Genomic DNA, 20000 nt, shown 5'->3' with positions numbered 1-20000 from the left:
CGGGCGGGACGCTCATGCTTCTGCTCCCATAAGGGTGTCGGCGATGGCGTCGGAGATGGGCAGGGGGTCTGCGTCAGGGTCGGTAGGGTTGCTTGTCGCGGAGCAACGAGTTCTTCCGCCCCTACTCTGACCCGTGTGACACCGATGCTCACTCGCCGCGCGCTCAACCGCGCCACGCTCGACCGGCAACTGCTGCTGGCCCGTTCGACACTGCCCGTGGTGGAGGCGGTGGAGCATCTGGTGGGTCTGCAGGCGCAGACGCCGCACTCGTGGTACGTGGGCCTGGGCGTACGGCTGGAGGACGTGCGCCCGGAGCAGATCGGGCAGCTGCTCCTCGACCGGCAACTGGTGCGCATCGCGTTGATGCGTTCGACGATCCACTTGGTGAGTGCGCGCGACTGCCTGTGGCTGCGCCCGCTGACCCAGCCCGTCCTGGACCGCGACCTGTTCTCCAACCACACCCACGGCGAACCCGTCCAGGGCTTGGACATGGACGAGTTGGTCGCCGCCGCCCGGCCGTTGGTTAAGGAGAAGCCGCGTACGAGCAAGGAACTCGGCGCGCTGCTGGCCGAACACGGCCGGGCGGCGGGATGGGGCGACCGGCCCCCGGCGTCGCTCGCGTACGCGGCCCGCAACAGGATGGCGTTGGTGCAGGTGCCGCCCCGGGGTGTGTGGGGGCGAAGCGGGCCCATCGCGCACACGACTGCCGAGGTGTGGCTGGGCCGATCTTTGGCGGCCGACGCGTCCCTTGAGGAGATGGTCCTGCGTTACCTGGCGGCGTTCGGCCCCGCGTCCGTGAAGGACGTGCAGAAGTGGTCAGGGCTGACGCGGTTGCGGGAGGTGGTGAACCGGCTGCGTCCCCGCCTGGCCGTCTTCACCGACGACGACGGGCGTGAACTGTTCGACGTCCCCAACGCTCCCCGGCCCGATCCCGACACCCCCGCGCCGCCGCGTCTTCTGTACGACTTCGACAATCTGCTGCTGTCGCACGCCGACCGCGGCCGCGTCATCACCGACGCCTTCCGCGCGCAGAACTACGCCACGCGCCGTCCACTGCCCGGCGTAGTGCTCCTGGACGGGTTCACCGCCGGTGACTGGCAACTGGAACGTGAACGGGACACCGCGACGCTGCTCGTCCGGCCCTATGAGCAGCTCGCGTCGCGAGACAAGGATGCGCTGACCGAGGAGGGTGAACGGCTCTTGGACTTCGCCGCCGCCGACGCCGCCACTCGCGACATCCGCTTCGAATCCTGATAGGTCGCCGTTTCACCGTTCCGGCTTGCTTAAGGTGGTCGGCGCTGGGCGGGCCTCGCCTTCGAGCGGTCGATTCCGAACGTCGGTCGAAGGCGGAGGCCGTCCGCGTTGTCGGGAGGGTCAGAGGTCCAGGTCGCCGCGCTTCACGCGAGTGATGAGCTGGGTGAGGCTTGTGGGGGAGACGGCGAGGTGGCCGGCGTCGGGTGCCTTGCTGTCCCTGATGCCGCGTCCTTCCGCAAGTGCAGCAACCTGAACACAGTCCTGTCCGCCGTCAGCGCCCGAACCACTCCGGCTTGATTTTCGCCACACGGGGCTACTCATTTCACGGCCTCCATCAATTCGCGCAAGAGACTCCGGGTCGAGTCTCGGGACAGGGCGTCATCCCCTATCAGTCCGAAGCGTAGTCGGTACTTCCTGATCTTCGCCGGATCAGATACGAGCCGACCACCCTCGACCGCTGCTGACCAGGCATGCTCTTTTCGGCCTACCTCTAGGATCGTGAACGAGCCGTCCACCCCGGCATGTGCGGCCTTGTACTTGGGGAGCGCTCTGACGACCACCCTTCGGCGATGGCTGAGGTCAAGCAAGTGAGCGAGTTGCGCACGCATGATCTCCGGCCCCCCTACAGGATCTCGAGAACTGATTGCCGCACGAAGATGCGTAGTTCCGGCGGGTCGACGCGGTTCCAAAGCTCTTGCCGCTCCATGCGGATGGCGACCGCGGCCTCGACGTCCTCCACCACCTGTGCGCCTTCGATCAGCGCACGCGCATACTGCTCGGTCTGGAACAGCGCGTGAATCACTAAGGCGGAGTAGATGCTGATGACGTCGGCCTGCTGCTCGTACTTGGTGTAGGCGTGAAACCAGTTCGGATCATATGCCGATTCGGCATATCGCCGAAGTCGGGCAAAATGCCCCCGAGTCCTCCAAATCTGGTCGAGTATTTCTGCCTTCTCTTTCGAGAGATTTGTGGTGCCCGATTCATAGTTCGAAACCGTGAAATCGTCCACACGTAAGACGTCGGCCAGTTGGGCCTGTGAGAGATTGCGCTCCAGGCGCCATATCCGCAGGTCGCTGGCCAGCCAATGCCATGGGTTGTTTTCTGGATCAAGCTTGTCGGCCTTCGGCATTCAAGATCCTCAATCTTGGGATTCCTGAACGAAACGCGACAAGCGTAGCCGGTGGCGGGAAGGTGGGGCAGGGTTCAGGGAGAAAGGCGGTCCGAAATGAATGGCATTCGGGACATGCGGGACAAGCGTCCGTCGGACGCGTCGAATGAGTTCGCGCTTCGGTGGCGGGCCTATCCGGAGAGCGTGTATCTGACGCGGTCGCTGGTGTCGCAGGCGTGTGAGGCGTGTGAGGCGTGGGGGCTGGGGCGGCTCGACTATGTCGGCCGGACGATCATGTCGGAGCTGGCGACGAATGCCGTGGTGCACGCCGTCGAGGGGCATGAGATCCAGGCCTGGGTCACGCTCGTGGACGGTGCCGTCGAGTTCCGGGTGTGGGACCCGTCCCATGCACCGCCCGTCGTGCCGGAGGCCGATGCCGAGGCCGAGGGTGGACGGGGCCTGATGATGGTGCGGCTCTTGGCGACCGGCGGCTGCGGATATCGGCTGATCAGCGGCAGTCGCGGCAAGGTCGTCTGGGCGCGGCTGGCCCTCTAGGACCCCCGCCCGTCCGGCGAGCGGACGCACCCGACCCCCTGGGGTGCGGCCGCGCTTCCCCCGCCTCGCCGGATGGGCGGGCTCGACGTGGGCGGTGGTGGGACGCCCGAGCCGGTACGTCATTGCCTAATCGGACTGCGGTCCGTTATCGTCCCGAGTGAAACCGGACCGTGGTCCTATTCGATTGGAAAGGCACTGGCATGACCGCACTCATCACCCGTGACGAGCTGAAGGCGGCGATCGAGACGGGCTCGGTGACCGTCCTCGACACCCTGGGCGGGGAGTACTACGCCGAGCAGCGCCTTCCCGGCGCCGTCGAGCTGGTCCCGGCCGACGTGGACGCCCGGGCGCCGGCCCTGCTCCCCGACCGCGACGCCGCGATCGTCACGTACTGCTCGAACACGGCGTGCGGAAACAGCGGCCAGGTCGCCGACCGGCTCACCGCCCTCGGCTACACCAACGTCCGCAAGTACCGCGAGGGCATCCAGGACTGGGTGGAGGCCGACCTCCCCACCGAGTCCGCCTGAGACGGCGGGGAGGGCGGCGCGGAAGCCGCTGCCTTCCCCCGATCGGGTCACCATCGGGCGATCGCGGCCTCGTGGGGTTGCTGGAGATTCAGCCGGGCCCCGGCCACGTGAGAACGCCGTGACCGGGGCCCCTGGATCAGCTATCGCGGAATGCGCCCGCTGTTAGTTGCGGTAGCGGAAGACGATTCGGCCGCGGGTCAGGTCGTAGGGGGAGAGCTCCACCAGGACCCGGTCCTCCAGGTAGATCTTGATGAAGTTCTGGCGCATCTTGCCGCTGATGTGCGCGAGTACCCGGTGTCCGCCCTCGAACTCCACGGTGAACATGGCGCTGCGCAGGCACTCGACGACCTTGCCTTCGAGTTCGAGGCCGTGCTTGTTCCTCGTCATCGGACCAGCTCCAGGTTGCTGGACACCGACCGGGCCCCGATGCTCTCGATCAGCGCCGAGGCGGCTTGGTTGGACTCGTGGACTTCGGTCCAGGCCTCGGTGAACCCGGAGTGGTGCAGTCTCTCCAGTGCGTGGGCCAGCAGCGCCCGCGCGATGCCTTGGCGCTGCTCAGCAGCGCGGACCGCGACCAGGCCGATGCGCGGCCGGATCACCGTCACCACCCGGATCAGACCCAGGTATCGGTCCGGCGCCGCGGCCACCGCGTACTTCGACGGGTCGACGATGGTGTCGTCTGCGGGGCGGGGAAGCACCTCCGCGGGCATCGACTGCCACCACCCGGTGGTCGCCTCGACCTCGTCGCGGATGGCGCGGTCCACCAGCCGCAGCAGGCCCTCGTCCGCCTGACCGGCGGGCACGATCGTCACGCCTGGAGGCGGCGGGACGTCGGCGAGCCCTGTGACGCGCGGGTCGGTTGGGACGGCGTACTCCCACTCGCGGCGCCGGATCGTGAAACCGGCCCGCCGCCACCTGTCCGTTAGTTCGACGTCGGCTTCGTCGACCACCGTGTACAGCGGCGCCGGCAGTTCCGGGAGCATCGCCTCGGCGAGCTGGTCGAAGGCGGTGTCGTGCCAGGCGTCGATGCTGACGAACAAGCGTCCGTCGGGCCGGTGTGCCGCATACCCACGGCCGACCACCAGGTCGTCGTCCAGTGCATGCCATTGCCTGTCCGCGACGCGCGTGATTTTCACCGCGTGCTCGCTCAGGCCGGATGTAAAAGGTTTTGGGTTCATCGGAGTCTCCTTCAGGAGTGCCTCGATTTTCAGGCGCTCCTGGCGACACCGATCGTCAGCCGCCGGACCGTGACGGGCTGAGGGAGCACCCATGGGTGACAGGGTTCACGGGTCTCACCTCCTAGCGACGTCTTCACGGCCGAGCAGGACGGTAGCAACCGGTCGCCGCCTCCCTCAAACCCTTTTTATGCATGGGTGGTGTCTAGTCGCGGGCGGCGACTAGAGCCGTCGGGGACGGTCTCGTCGCGGCCATCGTGGTGAGGGCGGCGGCCACGGCGGAGAGGGCCAGGAAGACGACGGTCAGCAGGCCGAGCAGGTTCCACGGGACGGCGAGGACGCGGACGCCCTGCATCTTCGGGAAGAAGCCCGCCAAGGCCCCCGCCGCGACCAGGGAGCCCAGCGTCAGGCCGATGAAGGTGACCGCGGCGGACTCGATGACGGCCATCCGGACGACCTGGGCGCGGGTCAGGCCCGTGGCGCGGGCGACGGCGAACTCGGTGCGGCGTTCGGCGGCGGCGATCACGACGGCGTTGATGACCGCGATGGCGGCGTACAGGCCGGACATGCCCATCAGGACGGACATGATCCCCGTGGTGCCGCGCTGCTGGTCCGCCACTCTGGCGTCGGCCCATTGGCGGAGGGTGCGCACCTCACCGAGCCTGGCGCCGCGGATCCGGGTGGCGACCGCCTGCGGCGATGTGCCGGGGGCGACCTGCACCAGCGTCTCCGTGGGCGCGTCCGCGAGCATCTCGGCGGGGACGAGTTCGCGCGGCACCAGGAAGTTGTCGCTGCCGTTCTCCAGGACTTCCGGCAGGCGCGCGACGATGCGCAGTTTGAGCTTGCGGGAGCCGATCCGTGCCGTGACGTCGCCGTTGCGGACGCCTTCGGCGGCCAGTTGGGGGCCGATCGCGATGGTGCGGCCGTGCAGCGCGTCCAGGGAGCCGGAGCGCAGGGTGAGGCGGTGGGTGCGCCGGTAGGCGGTGGCGTCCACGGCGGTGATGCCCGAGTAACGGGTCTGCCGGTAGGAGCGGCCTTCGATGCGGTGCCGGGACGTCACCGACATCTCCACCGGGCTCTGCGGGGACGCCACGGCGACGCCGGGGATCTCCGGGATCCGGGCGGCGGCGGCCCCCTTCGAGGTGACCACCAGGTCGGCGGCGGTGAGCCGTTCGAGGTCGGCGCCGGTGGCGCGGGCCAGCGAGTTCAGCGCGCCGGTGAGGCCGATCAGCAGGCCGACCAGGACGATGACGGGCGCGGCCGTCGAGGCGCTGCGCCGTACCGCGTCGCGCAGGTTCGCCTGCGCGAGCTCGCCGAGCACCCCGGTGCGCAGCACCGTCCCGAGCGCCCGGCCGACCAGCGGGACGGCGAGCGGGCTCAGCGCGCTGAGCGCGATCGATCCGAAGATCGACACCGCCATCCCGAACAGCAGGGCGCCGAGCAGGTCGGCGCCGTGCCCGGCCGAGATCATCAGGATCGTCAGCGCGAGGGAGGAGACCCCCGACAGCCAGCGGCCGACCGTCATCACGCGGGTCGCGCGCGGGGCGCCCCGCAGGGCGTCCAGCGGACGGACCCGGGCCGCGCGGTAGGAGGCCGACAGCACACCGAAGATCGCGACGCTGATCCCCACGCCGGGCGACATCAGGAGGACTCCGGCGGACCAGCGCGGGGAGAAGCCGCTGGGGAGCAGCCCGATGCCGACCAGCAGCCGGGCCTGGAGCCAGGTGCCCGGCACGCCCAGCAAGATCCCGACGACGCTGCCGGCGAGCCCCAGCAGGAACGCCTCGCCCAGCAGCAGCCTCACCAGTTGGGGACGGCTCCCGCCGAGCATGCGGAGCAGGGCCAGATCCTTGCGCCGCTGCTCCACGGCGAACGCGAACGTCGAGCCCACGATGAACACCGCCAGGAACATCGCCAGCGGTGTGGCCATGCCCAGCAGCGTGGCGGCCCCGACGTACCCCTCCCGGATCTGCTCGGCCGTCCGGCCGGAAGTGCCCGGCGGGATCTTCGGCTCGCCCGTCGAGAGCAGCACGAGGACCGACGACTGCACCAGCGCCACGCCCAGGGAGACGGTCAGCAGGGCCCCGGTGAACAGCGGCCAGCGGTCCCGGACGGTGCTGGCGGAGATGCGCAGCACGCGTCAGCCCTCCAATCGGGTGAGCCGCTCGGCGACCTGGGCGGCGGACGGACGGATCAGGCGGTCGGCGACGCGGCCGTCGGACAGGAACACGACCGCGTCCGCGCTCGCCGCCGCGACCGGGTCGTGGGTGACCATCACGACGGTCTGCCCGGCGGTGTCGACCATGCGGCGCAGCAGCCGCAGGACCGTCCGGGCCGATCCGGTGTCCAGGGCCCCGGTGGGTTCGTCGGCGAACAGCACCGAAGGCCGCGTCACCATGGCGCGGGCGATCGCCACCCGCTGCTGCTGCCCGCCCGACAGCTCGCGCGGACGGTGCCGCGCGCGGTCGGCCAGACCGACGTCGGCGAGGGCGGCCCGCACGTCCTTGCGCGAAGGCCGGGCCCCGGCCAGCTTCAGAGGGAGCGCGACGTTCTGCTCGGCGGTGAGCGAGCCGATCAGGTTGAAGTTCTGGAAGACGAACCCCACGGCGCGGCGCCGCAGCGCGGTCAGCGTCGCGTCGGTGGCGTGGGTGACGTCCTGCCCGGCGAGCAGGACGTGCCCGGAGGTCACCCGGTCCAGGCCCGCGGCGCAGTGCAGCAAGGTCGACTTGCCCGAGCCCGATGGGCCCATCACGGCGGTCCATGAACCGGCGGGGAACGTCACGCTGACGTCGGTCAGCGCCTGCACTCGTGCTTCCCCCGTCCCGTAATGCCTGCTCACCTGGTACATCTGCACCGGTGCGACCGGGACGGCGGCATGCGCGCGGGCGGGATCTGTGAGTGCAGGACCCGTCGTGGTGGGATTCGTCATCGCAGGGCCTCCTATCGCAGGCCCTGTCATGGGCGGTCCCGTCATTGGGGGGTCTGTCCTTGCCGGTTCTGTCATCGCAGGGTCCGTAGGTCGAGGCCGCGTGCGAGGGCCTGGTAGCCCGCGTCGTTGGGGTGCAGCCCGTCCTGGTAGACGTAGGAGAGCCGGGGGCGGTCCGGGTCTGCGGGGTCGGCCATGATGCGGTCGGCGTCCAGGACGGCGTCGTAGGCGCCGCTGGTCCGGATCCAGTGGTTGACGGCGTCGCGGTTCTTCTCGACCTGGGGTGTCCAGACGGGGAAGAGGGCGCCCTTCATCGGGATGATGGTCGTCCCGACGACCTTGAGGCCGCGGGCGCGGGCGGCGCGGATCAGTTGCCGCTGGGCGGCGATGACCTGCGCGGCGGTCGCCGGTCCGCCCGGCCGCAGGCAGGGGTCGCCGGGAGTGACGCGGATGTCGTTGGCGCCCAGGTGGACGATCACCGCCCGCACGCCGGGACGGTCCAGGACGTCGCGGGCGAAGCGGGCCGTGGCCTTCTCCCCGCTGCACGCCGAGTCGTAGCGCAGCCGGTTCCCGCCGATGCCCGCGTTGACGACACCGAGCGGGTTGCGGGCGGCGGCCAGACGTTCGGCCAGCGCGTCCGGGAGTCGCGCGTCGGCGCCCGGCGCGGCTCCGACGCCGTCGATGAGCGAGTCTCCGAACGCGACCACCGTGCCCGCGCCGTTCCCGCCCGCGCGGGCTCCGCCAGTGCCGTTCTCGCTGGCACCGCCGTTCTCGCTGGCACCGCCGTTACCGCTGGTGACCTCCACGCCCGCCAGGTAATACAGCGCGTCGGTGGAGGCGGTGTAGGCGCCGGCGCCCTCGTCGGACAGGTGGTCGCCGGGGGCGCGGTAGGCGGGCTGGGTGGTGAAGCGGTGGAAGGTCGCGGGCCCCGTCGCGCCGGTGAACCGCAGCGTCACCGCCAGCTTCTCCAGCGGCGCGGTGGCCAGCGGCACCGGATCGCTGGCGATCTCGGCGCCCGGCGCCACGGTGGCGGACCGCGTCCCGTCGAAGGTCAGCGCGGCCGTGGTGCCCGGCCACGCCTGGGCACCGCCCGCCGAACGGGCGACGGCCGCTGCGGCGACCCGCAGCGGCCGGGTCCCGTACAGGTTGGACAGCCGGATCCGCACCCTCGCGCCGCCCGCGCTCAGACGGACGACCTGCCTCAGCGAGTGGTCGCCGAAGCCTTCCACCGACCAGTTCGGCCCCTCGTCCTCGCCGCCGGCGATCGGCCGCTGCATTGCCGCGCCCCAGCTCTGAGACCAGCCCGCGGTCTGGTGGGGCGCGGTCCGGTGGGACGCTGCCTGTGCCGCGCGCTCGGCGGGACGGGGCCAGGCGTATCCGATCCCGCCGATCAGCGCTGCGGCGGTGACGCCGGCCAGGGGCGCGACCATCCGTGCGGGGAGCTTTCGTCTCATGCTCCGATCCCACCGCCGAGGCACCAGCGGCCGCATCACGGTGATCCACCAACTTGGTGGTATGCCTAGCACTACCTCTGCGTTCGTGGAGGCCGGGCACGTCGCGGGGTCGGCTAGCGTACGGCTGTGCCGAACGACCCGCCGCCCACCCTTCTTGCCGCGATGGGACGCCGCGGGTTCCTTCTGACGGCCTGGCCCTGGCGCGCCGCCGGCTACCTGCTGTCGACCGTGGCCGTCGTGGTCGCGGCGGGTCTGCCGCTGGCTCTGCTCGGTATGCCGCTGCTCCTGGCCGCCGTCTCCGACGCCGCGCTCGGCGAGCGGGCGCTGCCGGCCGTCCTCGGGCTCCTGCTGGTCGCCGGGCTCGGGCCGGCGGCGACCATCCCGCTGACCGGGCTGGAACGGCGACGGCTCCGCATGGTGGACGTCCGCCCGGCGGGCCCGGGGCATCGGCGGCCGCCCGAACGGGGTGTCCTGCCGTGGCTGCGCACCCGCTACACCGAGCCGGTCACCTGGCGCGCGCTCGGGTACTTCATGCTGCTGGCTGCCGCCGTCCCCGTCCTGTACGCGGCGCTGCTGTCCGCGCTGGCCTTCGAGTTCGGTGCCGTGACCGCCCCGCTGATCCTGCTCGGCGGCGACGGACCGATGGTGCTCGGCCCGGTGAGGATCGCGACCTCGGAGGCCGCGCTGCCCTACGCGGTGGCGGGGCTGGTGCTGCTGCCCGCCGTCCCGTACCTGCTGGCCCTGGTCGCCGGGGCGCAGGGCGCGCTCGCCCGGGCGCTGCTGCGCAACGGCTCCGGCGGGCGGCTCCAGGCGGAACTCGTCGAGGTCGCGCGGTCCCGGGCCCGGCTGGTCGACGCGTTCGAGGCCGAGCGCCGCCGCATCGAACGCGACCTGCACGACGGAGCCCAGCAGCGGCTGCTCTCGCTGACCCTGAAACTCGGGATCGCCCGCGTGGACCTACCGCCCGGATCCCCGGCGGCCGGCAGCGTCGCGGACGCCCACGCGGAGGCCAAGCTGCTCATGACCGAGCTGCGGGAACTCGTCCACGGGATCCATCCCCGCGTCCTCACCGACCGGGGCCTGGCGGCGGCGCTGCGCGAGCTGGCCGACCGGTCCCCGCTCGCCGTCACCGTCGAGGCCGACCTGCCCGGACGGCCGCCCCGCCAGGTCGAGAGCACGGCCTACTTCGCCGCCGCCGAGGCGCTCACCAACGCCGCCAAGCACAGCGGCGCCGACCGGGCCGCGGTGGTCGCGCGCCTGGCCGGCGGCGTCCTCACCCTGGAGATCACCGACGACGGCGAGGGCGGCGCCGACCCGGCCCGCGGCACCGGGCTGACCGGCCTCGCCGACCGGGTGGCGGTGATCGACGGCAGACTGCTCGTGTCGAGCCCCGCCGGGGGCCCGACCCTCGTCCGTGTGGAGCTGCCTTGCGAACCGAACCGACCGCCGTCCGGATAGTCCTCGCCGAGGACGGCGTCCTGCTGCGGGAGGGCCTGGCCGGGCTGCTGGCCAGGTTCGGCTTCGACGTCGTCGCCGCCGTCGAGGACGCCGAGGCCCTGCTCGACGCCGTCGCCGAGCACCGCCCCGACCTGGTCGTCACCGACATCCGGATGCCGCCGGACTTCTCCGACGAGGGGCTGCGCGCCGCCGTCCGGCTGCGCCGCGCCGACCCGGGCCTCGCGGTGGTGGCGCTCAGCCAGTACGTCGAACTGAGCTACGCCGCCGACCTGCTCGACTCCGGCGACGGCCGCCGGGTCGGCTACCTGCTCAAGGACCGGGTGGTGGACGTCGCCGACTTCGTCGCCGCGCTGCGGCAGGTGCTCGACGGTGGCACGGTGGTGGACGCGCAGGTCATCCGGCAGCTCATCGGCCGCCGCCGCGACCCGCTCGCGGCGCTGTCCCCGCGCGAGCACGAGGTCCTCGCGCTGATCGCCGAAGGGCACTCCAACGCCGCCATCGCCCGGCGGCTGGTCGTCACCGACACGACCGTGGGCAAGCACGTCCGCAGCATCCTGGCCAAGCTCGACCTTCCCCAGACCGACGACACGCACCGCAGGGTCCTCGCCGTCCTGACCTACCTCCGCGGCCGTCCCCCCGCCCCCGACTCCCGCTGAGCTTCGTGCGGCCCGGCGCATCTCGAAAGCCCGGGACGATGGAGCCAAAATCCCCGTGGACATGCCGCCGGTGCGGCTTATGCTCGCGGAAAGCGCCGATTCGCCAAGGGATGGATGCGCCGTGGAGTAGACGCGCATGGAGTGGATGTGGAATCGCCAGGTGGTTCTTGCTGCCCTTGCCTCACTGGGCGACAAGGGCGAGTTGGGGCCGCCGTGCCGGTTGGAGGAGCTCCTCGACCTGGAACGACGTCTCGATGTCCGTCTTCCTGAGTCGTACCGCGACTTCGTCCTGCGGGTCGGTGACGGGGGTGCCGGTCCGGGGCACGGTCTGTGGCCGCTTCGCCGGTCTGCCAAGTGGGCGGATCGCGGTGTCTACGCGCCCCGGTATCTGGCCACACCGTTCCCGTTCACCGCTCGCGTTCCCGGCGAGCGTTTCGAGGAACTGGACGAGCACGCGGATTACGAGGACGCGCTGACCGGATCAATGATCATCGCCGAGATCGGGCATGGGGCGTACTTCCGGATGGTCGTGACCGGGGCGTCCCCCGGGCGGGTCTGGCGCGACGAAGTGCGCGGCCTTCGCGGCGCGCTCACCCCTGGCCTCGACTTCGCCGACTGGTATGCGAACTGGCTGCTGCGGCTCGGCGCTCTCAAGGGAACCCCTGCCGGTCGCCGCCGGCTCGTCTGACCGGCATCTCGGGCGCGGTCGGTGACCGTGGCCGGCGAGCCCGGACCAGCTTCCTGATCCTCGGGCCGCCGGCGCGCGGTGCGAGGTGGGGCCGGTCCGGGGTCGCGGCCGCGGTCTGTCAGACGCTGTGGGCGGGCGTTCCAGGCGGCAGGTCCGGGGCCCCGGCCTCCTCGGCGTCGGGCTGGTTTTCAAGCACGGTCTGGTCTTCGAGCACGGGCTGGTCTTCAGGTGCGGCCTGGTCTTCAGGTGCGGCCTGGTCCTCAAGCACGGCCTGGTCCTCAAGCACGGCCTGGTCTTCAGGCGCGGGCTGGTTCTCGGGGACGGTCTTGTCTTCGGGGACGGGGTGGTGCTCGGGGCACGGGGTGTTCATCAGGACGGCGACGATCAGTGCGCCGGCCGCGAGGATCCCCGCGGACCAGGCGCCGGCCGCGCCGAAGCCCTCGACCAGTGCCTGCTTGGCGACGGCCGGGCTCGGGCCGTGCGAGGCGTGGGAGACCAGGTAGTCCGCGGTGGCCGCGGTGGCGATGGTGTTGAGCAGCGCGGTGCCGATCGAACCGCCGATCTGCTGCGCGGTGTTGACGCTCGCGGAGGCGATCCCGGAGTCGCCCGGGTCGACGCCGTGGGTGGCGTAGTCGAGGGACGCCGGCATGATCATGCCCGCGCCGAAACCGAGCAGGAGCTCGGCGACCAGGACGCCGGCGGCGTAGGGGGTGCCGGGCTCCAGGGTGAGCATCCACAGCATCCCGGCGGAGCTGACGAGCATGCCGGGGACGATCAGCGCGCGCGGCGGGACCCTGGGCAGCAGCCGGGTGGTGAGCCCGCCGGCCGACAGCAGCACCGCCGCGGCCATCGGAAGGAAGGCCGTGCCCGTTCTGATCGGCGAGTACCCCTTGACGACCTGCATGAAGTACGTCAGGAAGAGGAACGCCCCGAACATCCCGATGACAGCGAGGCCCACGGCCAGGTAGGCGCCGCCGCGGGTGCGGTCGGCGATCACGCGCAGCGGCAGCAGCGGCTGCGGGACGCGGCTCTCGACGAGGGTGAACGCGGCGAGCAGCACCGCGCCGGCGGCCAGCAGGCCGATGACCTTCGCCGAGCCCCAGCCGTCCGACCCGGCCCGGCCGGTGGCGTACACGATCGCGACCAGACCGGCGGTGACCGGCAGCACGCCGAGGAAGTCGAACCGCGCCGGGCCGGGGTGCCGGGACTCGGTGAGGATCGCGAACCCGCCGACCGCCGCGATCACGGCGATCGGGATGTTGATGTACAGGCACCAGCGCCAGTCCAGGTAGTCGGTCAGGGCCCCGCCGGCCAGCAGCCCGATCGCGCCGCCCGCGGCGGAGATGGCGCCCCAGATCCCGAACGCCTTCGCGCGGTCCTTCGGTTCGGTGAACGTCACGGCCAGCAGCGACAGCGCGGCCGGGCCGAGCAGCGCGCCGAACCCGCCCTGCAGCGCGCGGGCCGCCAGCAGCATCTCGAAGTCGGCCGCCGCGCCGCCGAGCGCCGAGGCCCCGGCGAAGCCGAGCAGGGCGATCAGGAAGGCCCGCTTCCGGCCTGTGTAGTCGGCGATCCGGCCGCCGAGCAGCAGCAGGCTCCCGAACGCGAGCGTGTACGCGGTGATGATCCACTGCCGGTCGCCGTCGGAGATCTGCAGGTCCCGCTGGAGCGACGGCAGCGCGATGTTCACGACCGTCCCGTCCAGAACGATCATGAGCTGGGCCAGGCCGATGAACGGCAGCGCGGCCCAGCGGCGCGAGCCGGCCGGCGGCGCGGGCGCCTTCGTGGTCGCCATGACTTCGTCCTCACTCGTGGTGTGGCATGCCGCGCGAAATCGTTCGCGGGCCTCCTGACGAACACGAGACACCGGCGGCCGGGTCTTTCTGACAGTTCCCTCATGTGAGCCGCACCACGAACCTGTTGCCCGCCGAGGCGGTGAGGCTAGGGCCTGTCTCGAAGTGGCTCAGCCGCACGCGCGAACGCGTGACCTGGCCGGTGGAGCGAAGCCGGAGGCGAGCGGAGCCGGGCGGATCGCGAAGCGATGCCGCGTTCGCCCGGGACCGGTCACGTAGCGAGCCGCCAGGCGAGCGAAGTGGGCCGGGACTTTGGAACACAGCCTAGCCGCGGTCGGGGGCGGTGGTCTCCGGGGGTGTTTCGGGCTTGGTGTAGAGGACGTCGCGGGCCTGCTCCACGGCGCGGGTCAGGCTTTCGCTGACGAAGTCGAGGAAGCGGGCGGCGTTCTCCAGGCGGGTGCCGGCCGGGGTGCCGCGGCCGAGGACGGCGACGCCCTGCCGCGCGGCCTCGCTGAAGCGGTCGTTGTCCCGGATGCTGCGGATCATCGACTGGTACCAGAGGTCGTTGTCGACGACGTAGCGCTCGCGGCGGCCGTCGCTCTCGCGGCGGATGAGTTCCAGGCCCGTGAGGAGCGTGACCGCCTTGGAGACGGACGCCGCGCTGACCTGGAGGCGCTCGGCGAGTTCGGAGGCGGTGAGGCTGGTGTCGGCGGTGTAGAGGCAGCCCAGCACCCGGGACGCCATCTTGGGCAGGCCCGACGCCATGACGATGGTGGCGATGGTCTCCTGGAACTCCTGCACGGCCTCGGCGTCGCGTCCGTAGGGCTGCGGCGCCGCCTGCGCGCCCCGGGGGGCGGCCTGGGTGCGCCGCCGGGTGCGGCGCTGGGTGGCGTGGTGGGCCAGCTCGGCGCGGTAGCCGGCGGGGCCGCCGTTGCGCATCACCTCGCGTGTGATCGTGGAGGTCGGACGGTCGAGGCGCCGGGCGATCTCGGCGTAGGCGAGGCCGTCGGACAGCCCTGCCGCGATCTGCTGGCGCTCCTGCTGCGTGAGCCTGCCTCCGGGCATCACGACCCCCTTCGATGCCCGCGCGGGGCGATGGCGTTGCCGAGTGTTCCCTGACGCCGCAAGCATAGCGTTCACCCCTCGTACATTGCAACGAACAAGGGTCCGGTCGTTGCGTTAGATCAAGACTCGTTGCAATGATTATGTGACTCTGACCTGCAAAGATGCTGCTCCAATGCAAAGTTGTTGTTGCCTACTTCTGGAAAGCAACGTAGCTTTTCCATTGTTCGAAACGACCAGCCGCAAGGCCGAGCGCAAGGAGAGCACGATGCAGAAGTTCGACACCCCCGCCCCGATCGCCGCCGTCCTGGACGTCCCCGCCGGGCGGGTCCAACTCATCGCCGCCGACCGGGCGGACGCCGCGGTCGAGGTCCTGCCCGCCGACGCCTCCAAGGGGCGCGACGTGAAGGCCGCGGAGCAGACCACGGTCGAGTTCGCCGACGGCGTCCTGCGGATCGCGGTCCCGGTGACGAACCAGTACCGCGGTTCCGGATCCGTCGAGGTGACGGTCCAGCTGCCCACCGGTTCGCGGGTCGAGGGCAAGGCGGCCGCCGCCGAGTTCCGCACCGTCGGACGGCTCGGCGACGTCGCCTTCGAGGGCGCCTACCGGTCGATCAAGCTGGACGAGGCCGCGAGCGTCCGCCTCACCGCCACCGACGGGGACGTGGAGGTCGGCCGGCTGGGCGGCCCCGCCGAGATCAGCACCCAGCGGGGCGACATCCGGATCGCCGAGGCCGCGGGCGGCAAGGTCGTCCTGAGCACCCAGTCCGGCGACATCTCGGTGGGCGCCGCCCCCGGCGTCTCGGCCTCGCTGGACGCCGGCACGAGCCACGGCCGCGTCACCAACTCCCTCAAGAACGACGGCACCGCCGGACTCGACATCCACGCCACCACCTCCCACGGCGACATCGCCGCCCGCAGCCTCTGACCTGCGGCCTTACCGAAACCCCCCAAGGAGCAGCACCATGACCGACCTGGCCATCGCGGCGACCGGACTGCGCAAGTCCTACCGCGACAAGAAGGGCGAGAAGGTCGTCCTGGACGGCATCGACCTGTCCGTCCCCGAAGGAACGATCTTCTCCCTGCTCGGCCCGAACGGCGCGGGCAAGACCACCACCGTCCAGATCCTGTCCACGCTGATCCGGGCCGACGCGGGCGAGGTCCGGGTCGCGGGGTTCGACCTCGGCCGCCAGGCCGACGACGTGCGCGGCGCGATCGGGGTGACCGGGCAGTACTCGGCCGTCGACAAGCTGCTGACCGGCGAGGAGAACCTCCTCCTCATGGCCGACCTGCGGCACCTGCCGAAGAGCGAGGGCAGGCGCAAGGCCAAGGAACTGCTGGAGAAGTTCGACCTGGTGGACGCGGCGGGCAAGCCGGCCTCCACCTACTCCGGCGGGATGCAGCGCCGGCTGGACCTGGCGATGACCCTGGTCGGCGACCCGCGCCTGATCTTCCTGGACGAGCCCACCACCGGCCTCGACCCGCGCAGCCGCCGCGCCATGTGGGGCATCGTCCGCGACCTCGTCCGCAGCGGCGTCACGATCTTCCTCACCACGCAGTACCTGGAGGAGGCCGACGAGCTCGCCGACCGCATCGCCCTCCTCGACAACGGGCGGCTGATCGCCGAGGGCACCTCCGAGGAGCTGAAGCGGCGCATCCCCGGCGGCCACATCCTGCTGAAGTTCGGCGACCCGGGCCGTCTCGACGCCGCCGCGCTCGCCCTCGGCGCCGGCACCCCCGACCCCGAGGCGTTCGCCCTCCAGGTGCCGAGCGACGGCAGCGTCCGGATGATCCGCGACGTGCTCGCCGTCCTGGACGACCACTCGATCGAGATCGACGAGATGTCGGTGCACACGCCCGACCTCGACGACGTCTTCCTCACCCTCACCGGCCGCCAGGCCGACAGCAGCACCGACAGCAGCACCGACGGCAGCACCGACTCCCAGGAGGCCCTCCGATGAGCACCCTCGCCCTCGCCGCGCGCGACTCCTCCACCATGGTCCGGCGCCAGCTCAAGCGCATCGTCCGCTACCCGTCGATGACCGTGCAGCTGATCATCACGCCCGTCATCATCCTGCTGCTGTTCGTCTACGTCCTCGGCGGCACGCTCGGGGAGGGGCTCGGCGGCGGCCGCGACGCCTACGTCAACTACGTCGTCCCCGGCATCCTGCTCATGACGGCCGCGACCGCCGCGACCGGGACCGCCGTCATGGTCGCCACCGACATGACCGAGGGCATCGTCGCCCGCTTCCGCACCATGCGGATCTCCCGGGCCTCGGTCCTCACCGGCCATGTCGTCGCCAGCGTCGTCCAGCAGCTCTTCGGCATGGCGGTCCTCGTCGGGATCGCGCTGGCGATCGGCTTCCGCCCGAACGCCTCCGCCGTCGAATGGCTGGCGGTCGCCGGGATGCTGACCCTGTTCGCGGTGGCCATCACCTGGCTGTCGGTCGCCCTCGGCCTCAAGGCCCAGACCCCCGAGGCCGCCAGCAACGCCCCGATGCCCCTGATCCTGCTGCCCTTCCTCGGCAGCGGCTTCGTCCCCACCGACTCCATGCCCGCCGTCCTGCGCTGGTTCGCCGAGTACCAGCCCTTCACCCCGATCATGGAGACCGTCCGCGGCCTCATGCTCGGCACGCCGATCGGCAACAGCGGCGCCATCGCCACCGCCTGGTGCGCCGGCCTCGCCGTCCTCTCCTACCTCTGGGCCAAGCGCACCTACAACAAGGCGTGACCGTGAACCGGCCGACCAGGGCCGTCAGACCGAAAGGTCTGGCGGCCCTGAACGCTTTCGCGCCCAGAACAGCGCGTGGCCACTGCCGCCGTCCGGGACGAATTGCTGTTCGGTAACCTCCAGGCCGTTCCGCTGGAGCCAGGCCCGGTAGGTGGCGGCGTCGGTCTGGCTCCACCACATCGTGGCGGTGCCGCCTAGCCAGTCGTCGGAGCTGCCGGTCCAGGCGTCCTGGCCGGTGGTCGCCAGGAGCCGACCGCCGGGACGGAGCCAGCGGGCGATGTTCTCCAGGAGGCGCGGCTGCCGGTCGAGCGGCATGTGGATCAGCGCGTAGAGGCAGACGACGGCGTCAAAGGACGTGTCCGGAAGGTCCAGCGCCGTGGCGTCAGCCCGGATGAAGTCGGCACCGGGGACCAGCGCTCTGGCGCGCTCTATCTGGACGTCGCTGACGTCCACGCCGGTCACCTGGTGCCCGGCGTCGCTCAGGCGCCGCGCGACCGGGACACCGCAACCGCATCCGACGTCCAGGACCTGCCCGCGTTCGGGCAGACACGCCAGCAGGTCGTCCAGCCAGCCGTCGTACTGGCCGCTCGTGTCGTCGTCCCCTCTGTAGAGGCGGGACAAAGCGTTGTAGCCGGAACGCACCACTTCGGTGGGGTCGATGCCCATGACAGGCAGGCTAAGGGGCGCACGCGCAAACGAGACGGCGGACGGCAGCGAGGTGGCCTGAGCGTCGACGAGGAAGAGCACGCGCGAGTGGTGGATGTGGGGCCGCGCACTCGGTGCCCGGGGAGTGGCTGATCGCCGCCCGGGTGGAGGACTTCGGCTTCGGCTGGTTCGGCGCCGGTGCGCGGCCCGAGGCACTGTTCGCGCTGGACGACCCGGGTTCAGAATCCGATGGTTTCGCGGAGGAGGAGGACGGTGCCGCGTCCAGGCTGGAATTCCGCGTTGAGGATGAGAAGGCGGTTGACGGCGCTGGGCGTCCCATAGGCCTTCAGGGCGCGGGCGTTCTCCAGCGGCAGGCAGTGGTCTTCGACGCGGCGCAGGGCGGCGGTCAGGTCGGGGACCACCTTCTGCGCCCCGGCGATCCAGATCGCGCGGGCGGCGCCGCCGGAGTAGCCGGGCAACTGGCTTCCGCTGCCCGAGGCGATCACGAGGGAACCGGTCTCGGTGACCGCGTGGACGCTGCCCACGACGACATCGGGGCTGGCGCACAGCCGCCGGATCTCGTCCGACCGGGTGGCGCGGTCCATGGTCAGGACGCGCGGCTTGACGGCCGCGTACCGTCCGCTGTCGTTGATGTCCTCGTCGAGACCGGACAGGCGGAGCGTCTCGCTGGCCCCGGTGAACACGCTGGCGCCCTCGGGGATCAGCTCCCTGACACGGGTGCGCGCGGCGGCGGCGTCATCGAGGATCTCGACGGTGAAACCGTGCGCGGCCAGCGCGGCGGCCGCCCGCTCAAGGCGCTGCGCGGACGCCGGTTCGGTGAAGGGTGTCGACGGCACAGAGGTGGTCATGATGTCGCTGGGCTCCTGTTCGCTGGAGGGTGGGTCCGTCGCAGGGGTCGACAACACGGGCGACCAGAATGTGAGGCGCCGGCCGGCCTGACATTCCGGGGTGCTGCCTTGTCGACCTGGTGAGGGCGGAAGCGACCAAGGGGGAGTTGTCGGCACCATGACCACCCGATCCGGGCAGGGACGCGGCCGGACCGACCCGGGCCTGGACGCGATCATGAGCGAGCGGCGGCGTCTGATCGGCCTCGCCTACCGGCTCCTGGGCTCGCTGGCCGAGGCCGAGGACGCCGTGCAGGAGACCTATACCCGCTGGTACGCCATGTCCCGGCAGCAGCAGGACGCCATCGAGTCCCCCGGCGCCTGGCTGACGACGGTCGCCAGCCGCATCTGCCTCAACCTGCTCGGCTCGGCACGGGCCCGGCGAGAGACCTACGTCGGCGACTGGATCCCCGAGCCGCTGCCCGAACGCACGGGATGGATCAGCGGGCGGCCGGACGGTGCGCCCGCCGACCCCGCCGACCGGGTCACCCTGGACGAGTCGCTCAGCCTGGCCTTCCTGGTCGTGCTCGAATCGATGACCCCCGCCGAGCGCGTCGCCTTCATCCTGCACGACGTCTTCCGCCACCCCTTCGCCGAAGTGGCCGAGATCGTCGGCCGCAGCCCGGCGGCGTGCCGGCAACTGGCCTCCTCGGCCCGCCGCCGCATCCGCGTCGCGCGGCCTTCCGCGACACCGACCGCCCAGCGCGCCGGCGTCGTCAGGGCGTTCATGCAGGCGTGGGAGGCGAAGGACATCGATGCCCTCGTCCGCCTGCTCGACCCCGACGCCAAGGCGACCGCTGACGGCGGCGGCCTCGCCATCACCTTCCTTGAGCCCATCGAGGGCGGCGAGCAGATCGCGCGCGCCTGGATCGAACTCGCCCGGCACAGGCCCGACGACATGACGTTCCACGAGCGGACGGTCAACGGCCAGCCCGGACTCGTCGCCCAGCAGAACGGCGCCATCGTGACGGTCTTCGCCTTCCAGATCGAGGGCGACCGGATCCAACGCATCTGGGTAGTGCGCAACCCCGACAAACTCCGCCCCTGGACGGCGGACTGAGAGGCC

General features: G+C 71.3%; 20 protein-coding genes and 1 pseudogene. 10 read left to right on the top strand and 11 right to left on the bottom strand.

The window, feature by feature from the left end; genetic code table 11:
* Window positions 1–144 precede the first annotated feature (144 nt).
* Entirely contained in the window at window positions 145–1254 is a 1110-nt protein-coding gene (locus BJY14_RS18525) for a winged helix DNA-binding domain-containing protein (protein ID WP_179849476.1), read from the top strand.
* A 120-nt stretch (window positions 1255–1374) separates the two neighbouring features.
* Here the strand turns inward: BJY14_RS18525 and BJY14_RS18520 are convergent, their stop codons facing one another.
* On the bottom strand, window positions 1375–1575 hold the full coding sequence (locus BJY14_RS18520; RefSeq protein WP_179844768.1) for a DUF397 domain-containing protein: 201 nt from the start codon (window positions 1573–1575) through the stop codon (window positions 1375–1377).
* A pseudogene (locus BJY14_RS47730) lies at window positions 1572–2383 on the bottom strand (helix-turn-helix domain-containing protein). The gene BJY14_RS18520 and the pseudogene BJY14_RS47730 overlap by 4 nt, the downstream one beginning before the upstream one ends.
* Before the next feature lie 114 nt (window positions 2384–2497).
* Here BJY14_RS47730 and BJY14_RS18510 point away from each other — a divergent pair.
* Together BJY14_RS18510 and BJY14_RS18505 are read left to right on the top strand one after the other, a co-directional pair.
* Window positions 2498–2917, top strand: a complete 420-nt coding sequence (locus BJY14_RS18510) for an ATP-binding protein (RefSeq protein WP_179844766.1) — start codon at window positions 2498–2500, stop codon at window positions 2915–2917.
* Window positions 2918–3117: 200 nt separating this feature from the next.
* Window positions 3118–3444 (top strand): rhodanese-like domain-containing protein, encoded by a 327-nt coding sequence (locus BJY14_RS18505; RefSeq protein WP_179844765.1) that lies wholly within the window; start codon window positions 3118–3120, stop codon window positions 3442–3444.
* Between the two features lie 162 nt (window positions 3445–3606).
* Here BJY14_RS18505 and infA read toward each other — a convergent pair whose 3' ends face one another.
* The 5 genes from infA to BJY14_RS18480 form a co-directional block, all read right to left on the bottom strand.
* Window positions 3607–3831 carry a translation initiation factor IF-1 gene (gene infA, locus BJY14_RS18500; RefSeq protein ID WP_179844764.1) on the bottom strand — a complete coding sequence of 75 codons (225 nt, stop codon included), beginning with the start codon at window positions 3829–3831 and terminating at the stop codon, window positions 3607–3609.
* Window positions 3828–4622: a GNAT family N-acetyltransferase gene (locus BJY14_RS18495; protein WP_179844763.1), complete on the bottom strand. Its 795-nt coding sequence runs from the start codon at window positions 4620–4622 to the stop codon at window positions 3828–3830. Before BJY14_RS18495 ends, infA begins: the two co-directional genes overlap by 4 nt.
* A gap of 202 nt (window positions 4623–4824) precedes the next feature.
* Complete coding sequence (locus tag BJY14_RS18490) at window positions 4825–6756, bottom strand: FtsX-like permease family protein (protein ID WP_179844762.1); 1932 nt, start codon at window positions 6754–6756, stop codon at window positions 4825–4827.
* Window positions 6757–6759: 3 nt separating this feature from the next.
* Entirely contained in the window at window positions 6760–7548 is a 789-nt protein-coding gene (locus BJY14_RS18485) for an ABC transporter ATP-binding protein (protein ID WP_179844761.1), read from the bottom strand.
* A gap of 71 nt (window positions 7549–7619) precedes the next feature.
* Window positions 7620–8999 (bottom strand): SGNH/GDSL hydrolase family protein, encoded by a 1380-nt coding sequence (locus BJY14_RS18480; protein ID WP_218905483.1) that lies wholly within the window; start codon window positions 8997–8999, stop codon window positions 7620–7622.
* Between the two features lie 126 nt (window positions 9000–9125).
* Between BJY14_RS18480 and BJY14_RS18475 the strand changes: the two genes are divergently transcribed.
* The 3 genes from BJY14_RS18475 to BJY14_RS18465 all read left to right on the top strand — a co-directional run bounded on the left by BJY14_RS18475 (window position 9126) and on the right by BJY14_RS18465 (window position 11801).
* Window positions 9126–10457 (top strand): sensor histidine kinase, encoded by a 1332-nt coding sequence (locus BJY14_RS18475; protein ID WP_312879301.1) that lies wholly within the window; start codon window positions 9126–9128, stop codon window positions 10455–10457.
* Entirely contained in the window at window positions 10427–11113 is a 687-nt protein-coding gene (locus tag BJY14_RS18470) for a response regulator (RefSeq protein ID WP_179844759.1), read from the top strand. The genes BJY14_RS18475 and BJY14_RS18470 overlap by 31 nt, the downstream gene beginning before the upstream one ends.
* A gap of 136 nt (window positions 11114–11249) precedes the next feature.
* The gene (locus BJY14_RS18465) at window positions 11250–11801 is read left to right on the top strand and encodes an SMI1/KNR4 family protein (RefSeq protein WP_179844758.1); all 552 of its coding nucleotides are present in this window, start codon (window positions 11250–11252) and stop codon (window positions 11799–11801) included.
* Window positions 11802–11919: 118 nt separating this feature from the next.
* Here BJY14_RS18465 and BJY14_RS18460 read toward each other — a convergent pair whose 3' ends face one another.
* Together BJY14_RS18460 and BJY14_RS18455 are read right to left on the bottom strand one after the other, a co-directional pair.
* Window positions 11920–13665 carry an MFS transporter gene (locus tag BJY14_RS18460; protein ID WP_312879300.1) on the bottom strand — a complete coding sequence of 582 codons (1746 nt, stop codon included), beginning with the start codon at window positions 13663–13665 and terminating at the stop codon, window positions 11920–11922.
* A gap of 250 nt (window positions 13666–13915) precedes the next feature.
* Window positions 13916–14656 carry a GbsR/MarR family transcriptional regulator gene (locus BJY14_RS18455; RefSeq protein ID WP_179844756.1) on the bottom strand — a complete coding sequence of 247 codons (741 nt, stop codon included), beginning with the start codon at window positions 14654–14656 and terminating at the stop codon, window positions 13916–13918.
* Window positions 14657–14921: 265 nt separating this feature from the next.
* Between BJY14_RS18455 and BJY14_RS18450 the strand changes: the two genes are divergently transcribed.
* The 3 genes from BJY14_RS18450 to BJY14_RS18440 are packed head-to-tail and all read left to right on the top strand — an operon-like array spanning window position 14922 to window position 17384.
* The gene (locus BJY14_RS18450; RefSeq protein ID WP_179849474.1) at window positions 14922–15581 is read left to right on the top strand and encodes a DUF4097 family beta strand repeat-containing protein; all 660 of its coding nucleotides are present in this window, start codon (window positions 14922–14924) and stop codon (window positions 15579–15581) included.
* Between the two features lie 37 nt (window positions 15582–15618).
* Window positions 15619–16614: an efflux ABC transporter ATPase subunit, DrrA-related gene (locus BJY14_RS18445; protein ID WP_179844755.1), complete on the top strand. Its 996-nt coding sequence runs from the start codon at window positions 15619–15621 to the stop codon at window positions 16612–16614.
* The gene (locus BJY14_RS18440; protein WP_179844754.1) at window positions 16611–17384 is read left to right on the top strand and encodes an ABC transporter permease; all 774 of its coding nucleotides are present in this window, start codon (window positions 16611–16613) and stop codon (window positions 17382–17384) included. Before BJY14_RS18445 ends, BJY14_RS18440 begins: the two co-directional genes overlap by 4 nt.
* 24 nt (window positions 17385–17408) lie before the next feature.
* On the opposite strand, the gene BJY14_RS18435 is transcribed toward BJY14_RS18440, so the two are convergent.
* Window positions 17409–18050: a class I SAM-dependent methyltransferase gene (locus BJY14_RS18435; RefSeq protein WP_179844753.1), complete on the bottom strand. Its 642-nt coding sequence runs from the start codon at window positions 18048–18050 to the stop codon at window positions 17409–17411.
* A gap of 218 nt (window positions 18051–18268) precedes the next feature.
* On the bottom strand, window positions 18269–18898 hold the full coding sequence (locus BJY14_RS18430) for an LUD domain-containing protein (RefSeq protein WP_179844752.1): 630 nt from the start codon (window positions 18896–18898) through the stop codon (window positions 18269–18271).
* Between the two features lie 157 nt (window positions 18899–19055).
* Here BJY14_RS18430 and sigJ point away from each other — a divergent pair, with 157 nt between their 5' ends.
* Window positions 19056–19994, top strand: coding sequence for an RNA polymerase sigma factor SigJ (gene sigJ / locus BJY14_RS18425; protein ID WP_179844751.1), 939 nt, complete (start codon window positions 19056–19058; stop codon window positions 19992–19994).
* Window positions 19995–20000: the final 6 nt, after the last annotated feature.

This window comes from Actinomadura luteofluorescens (assembly GCF_013409365.1).
Taxonomy (GTDB): domain Bacteria; phylum Actinomycetota; class Actinomycetes; order Streptosporangiales; family Streptosporangiaceae; genus Spirillospora; species Spirillospora luteofluorescens.
This window is presented reverse-complemented; position numbering and strand designations above follow the sequence as displayed.

Bases quoted from the DNA above. Each gene is read 5' to 3' on its own strand.
- BJY14_RS18525 (WP_179849476.1), top strand. From the start codon at position 145: ATGCTCACTCGCCGCGCGCTCAACCGCGCCACGCTCGACCGGCAACTG.
- BJY14_RS18520 (WP_179844768.1), bottom strand. From the start codon at position 1,575: ATGAGTAGCCCCGTGTGGCGAAAATCAAGCCGGAGTGGTTCGGGCGCT.
- BJY14_RS18510 (WP_179844766.1), top strand. From the start codon at position 2,498: ATGCGGGACAAGCGTCCGTCGGACGCGTCGAATGAGTTCGCGCTTCGG.
- BJY14_RS18505 (WP_179844765.1), top strand. From the start codon at position 3,118: ATGACCGCACTCATCACCCGTGACGAGCTGAAGGCGGCGATCGAGACG.
- infA (WP_179844764.1), bottom strand. From the start codon at position 3,831: ATGACGAGGAACAAGCACGGCCTCGAACTCGAAGGCAAGGTCGTCGAG.
- BJY14_RS18495 (WP_179844763.1), bottom strand. From the start codon at position 4,622: ATGAACCCAAAACCTTTTACATCCGGCCTGAGCGAGCACGCGGTGAAA.
- BJY14_RS18485 (WP_179844761.1), bottom strand. From the start codon at position 7,548: ATGACGAATCCCACCACGACGGGTCCTGCACTCACAGATCCCGCCCGC.
- BJY14_RS18480 (WP_218905483.1), bottom strand. From the start codon at position 8,999: ATGAGACGAAAGCTCCCCGCACGGATGGTCGCGCCCCTGGCCGGCGTC.
- BJY14_RS18465 (WP_179844758.1), top strand. From the start codon at position 11,250: ATGGAGTGGATGTGGAATCGCCAGGTGGTTCTTGCTGCCCTTGCCTCA.
- BJY14_RS18455 (WP_179844756.1), bottom strand. From the start codon at position 14,656: ATGCCCGGAGGCAGGCTCACGCAGCAGGAGCGCCAGCAGATCGCGGCA.
- BJY14_RS18450 (WP_179849474.1), top strand. From the start codon at position 14,922: ATGCAGAAGTTCGACACCCCCGCCCCGATCGCCGCCGTCCTGGACGTC.
- BJY14_RS18445 (WP_179844755.1), top strand. From the start codon at position 15,619: ATGACCGACCTGGCCATCGCGGCGACCGGACTGCGCAAGTCCTACCGC.
- BJY14_RS18440 (WP_179844754.1), top strand. From the start codon at position 16,611: ATGAGCACCCTCGCCCTCGCCGCGCGCGACTCCTCCACCATGGTCCGG.
- BJY14_RS18435 (WP_179844753.1), bottom strand. From the start codon at position 18,050: ATGGGCATCGACCCCACCGAAGTGGTGCGTTCCGGCTACAACGCTTTG.
- BJY14_RS18430 (WP_179844752.1), bottom strand. From the start codon at position 18,898: ATGACCACCTCTGTGCCGTCGACACCCTTCACCGAACCGGCGTCCGCG.
- sigJ (WP_179844751.1), top strand. From the start codon at position 19,056: ATGACCACCCGATCCGGGCAGGGACGCGGCCGGACCGACCCGGGCCTG.